The sequence below is a fragment of the Ameyamaea chiangmaiensis genome, assembly GCF_013376175.1.
GTDB lineage: Bacteria > Pseudomonadota > Alphaproteobacteria > Acetobacterales > Acetobacteraceae > Ameyamaea > Ameyamaea chiangmaiensis.
The window spans coordinates 1-3,482 of sequence record NZ_JABXXR010000214.1 but is presented as its reverse complement, the minus strand read 5'-3'; the positions used below and the strand labels follow the sequence as shown (position 1 = coordinate 3,482).

Below are 3,482 nucleotides of genomic sequence, written 5' to 3'. Positions count from 1 at the left end.
CGGCATCGTGTCGGGACTGGCACGCGGGATCGACGCCGCAGCCCATCGCGGGGCGCTCGCTATGCGTGAGGGCGGCGTGCCGGGAGTGACGGTCGCCGCCGTGGCCGGTGGCCTGGATCGTGTCTACCCGCCCGAGCATGCCGATCTGCAGGCCGAGATCGGCGCGTGTGGCGTCGTGGTGACCGAGGCCCCTCTGGGCACGACGCCGCAGAGCCGACATTTCCCGGGACGTAACCGGATCATCGCGGGCCTGTCGCTCGGCTGTGTGGTGGTGGAGGCCGCGTTGCGGTCGGGCACGCTGATCACGGCGCGGCTGGCACTGGCGTACGATCGCGTGCTGTATGCGGTGCCCGGATCGCCGCTCGATCCGCGTGCGCGCGGCAGCAACGACCTGTTGCGACACGGCGCGACATTGGTGGAGGACGGGGCCGACGTCCTGCGCACGCTGCCCGAAAGCCTGCATCCGGCCCTGTTTCCGGGCGGGTTCGCGGAGCCTGATATGCCGTGGGATGTATCAAACGCTGAGGCCACGCGGCAGAGAGACGTGTTGCGCGCGCTGTTGTCATTTGCGCCGATGCCGGTTGACGAGCTTGCGCGGCGCTGCCAGTTCTCGATTCCGTTCGTGCTGGCGCGGCTGACCGAACTGGAATTGGCGGGGCTGTGCGCGTTCGCCCCGGGAGGTGCCGCCGTGGTGGCCACCCCGACATAAGAATAAGGTCCGCGCCCAGGGCCCGGGTCTGGAGAGAAGATGACCGACGTCGTTGTTGTCGAATCGCCCGCGAAGGCCAAGACGATCAACAAGTATCTGGGCGATGGCTACACGGTCCTGGCCTCGTTCGGTCACGTGCGCGATCTGCCGCCCAAGGACGGCAGCGTCCGGCCGGACGAGAATTTCGCCATGGACTGGCAGTCCGACGAACGGGGCTCCCGGCAGATCGCGGCGATCGCCAAGGCGCTGAAGGGTGCCCGCCACCTGTATCTGGCGACTGACCCCGATCGCGAGGGCGAGGCGATCTCGTGGCATGTTCGCGCCGTTCTGGCGGAGAAGAACCTGCTCAAGGGGATCGACGTCCAGCGCGTGACGTTTAACGAAATCACCAAGAGCGCGGTCAAGGCCGCCATGGCCGCCCCACGCGACCTCGACCAGCCGCTGATCGAGGCGTATCTGGCCCGCCGCGCGCTGGACTACCTTGTGGGCTTCACCCTCTCGCCGGTGCTTTGGCGCAAGCTTCCCGGCTCGCGCAGCGCGGGCCGTGTGCAGTCCGTCGCCCTTCGCCTGATCTGTGAGCGTGAGGCGGAGATCGAGGTCTTTCGCCCGCGCGAGTACTGGACCGTCACCAGTCGCTTCACCACGCCGGGCGGCGCGACCTTCACCGCGCGTCTGACCCATCTCGACGGCCACAAGCTCGACCAGTTCGATCTGGACACGGAGGCGAAAGCCTTCTCCGCACGCGACGCGATCTCGGCGTCGACCTTCGCTGTCCGCAGCGTCGAGCGCCGCAAGGTCAAACGCAATCCGCCGCCGCCGTTCACGACGTCGACCCTGCAGCAGGAAGCGTCGCGCAAGCTCGGCATGGGCGCGCAGGCGACCATGCGCACGGCCCAGCAGCTGTATGAAGGCATCGACATCGGCGGCGAGACGGCCGGTCTGATCACCTATATGCGAACCGACGGCGTCCAGATGGCGTCCGAGGCGATCGCGGCCATCCGCGGCCATATCGGCACGGAGTTCGGCCCGCAATACCTCCCCGGGTCGCCACGGCACTACGCCACCAAGGCCCGCAACGCGCAGGAGGCGCACGAGGCGGTGCGTCCGACCGACGTCAGCCGTACGCCGGCCTCGGTCGCGCGTCATCTGAACGACGAGCAGCGCCGTCTGTACGAATTGATCTGGAAGCGCGCGGTCGCGAGCCAGATGCAGTCGGCCGAACTGGACCAGGTCGCCGTCGACGTCGCCAATCCGGGCGGGAACCTGGTGCTGCGCGCGACCGGCTCGATCGTCGCGTTCGATGGCTTCCTCAAGCTGTACACCGAGGGGCGCGACGACTCGGACGCCGACGACGACGAAAGCCGCATGCTGCCCCCGATGCGCGAGCAGGATGCGCTCAAGGGTGGCGACGTCGCGGCCGACCAGCATTTCACCCAGCCCCCGCCGCGCTATTCCGAGGCGTCGCTGGTCAAGAAGATGGAAGAGATCGGCATCGGCCGTCCCTCGACCTATGCCTCGATCCTGACGGTGCTGCGCGACCGCAATTACGTGCGGCTCGAGGCCCGGCGTTTCGTGCCCGAGGATCGCGGCCGTCTGGTCACGGCCTTCCTGGTCTCGTTCTTCGAGCGCTATGTCGATACGCAGTTCACCGCCGGGCTGGAGGAACAGCTCGACGAGATCTCCGATGGCCGGGTGGACTGGCACGACGTCATGGCCGCGTTCTGGCGCGATTTCTCGCACGCCGTCGACCAGACCAAGGACCTGAAGATCTCCGACGTCATCTCGGCGCTGGACGAGGATCTGGGCCCGCATTTCTTCCCCGCGCCCTCCGACGGGTCCGACCCGCGTGTCTGCACCGCCTGCGGCACCGGGCGGCTTGGGCTCAAGCTCGGGAAATACGGCGCGTTTATCGGCTGTTCGAACTATCCGACCTGCCAGTTCACCCGCCGTCTGGTCGTCGACGGCTCCGAGGGCGACGGCGCGGACATGCTCAAGGACGGCATGCGGGTTCTCGGCCAAGACCCGGCGAGCGGCGAGGACGTGACCGTCCGGCGCGGCCCGTGGGGCCTGTATGTCCAGCAGGGCGAGCCCAATCCCGAGGACAAGAAGTCCAAGCCGCGCCGCACCACGATCCCCAAGGGAATCGAGGGCGATAAGATCACGCTCGAACAGGCGGTGGGCTTGCTGTCGCTGCCGCGTCTGGTGGGGCTGCACCCCGAGACGGGCGAGCCGATCGAGGCCGGGCTGGGCCGTTTCGGGCCGTTCGTGAAGATGGGGGCGATCTTCGGTTCGCTCGACAAGGACGACGACGTGCTGACGGTCGGGCTGAACCGGGCCGTCGACGTACTGGCGCGCAAGCTCGCCTCGATCCGCACGCTGGGTGCACACCCCAAGGACGGCGAGCCGGTGCTGGTGCGCAAGGGGCGTTTCGGGCCGTATGCCCAGCATGGTCAGGTGGTGGCGACCCTGCCGCGCGACCGTGCGATGGACGACGTCACCCTCGACGAGATGGTTGCGCTGCTGACCGAGAAGGGCAAACCGCTGAAGGCCAAGGGCAAGAAGGCGGCGGTGAAAGCCAAGCCCAAGACGGCCAAGGCGGCCGCCACGGGCGAGGACGGCGTGAAATCGGCGCCTAAAAAGGCCGCAGCGACGAAAGCCACGTCCTCGAAAGCCGCGCCTGCCAAAGCGACGGCCAGGAAAGCCACGTCCACGAAAGCGGCGGCGGGCAAGATGGCCGCCGCCAAGGCCACGCCGCGCGCCCGCAAGACCGTCG

Annotated in this window: 2 protein-coding genes; both read left to right on the top strand. The window is 68.1% G+C overall.

The window, feature by feature from the left end; genetic code table 11:
* The coding region (locus tag HUK82_RS15310; protein ID WP_176614768.1) for a DNA-processing protein DprA at positions 1–709 on the top strand (709 nt) is incomplete at its 5' end.
* Positions 710–748: 39 nt separating this feature from the next.
* Positions 749–3,482: type I DNA topoisomerase (gene topA / locus HUK82_RS15305; RefSeq protein WP_176614767.1), on the top strand; the 2,734-nt coding region annotated here is incomplete at its 3' end.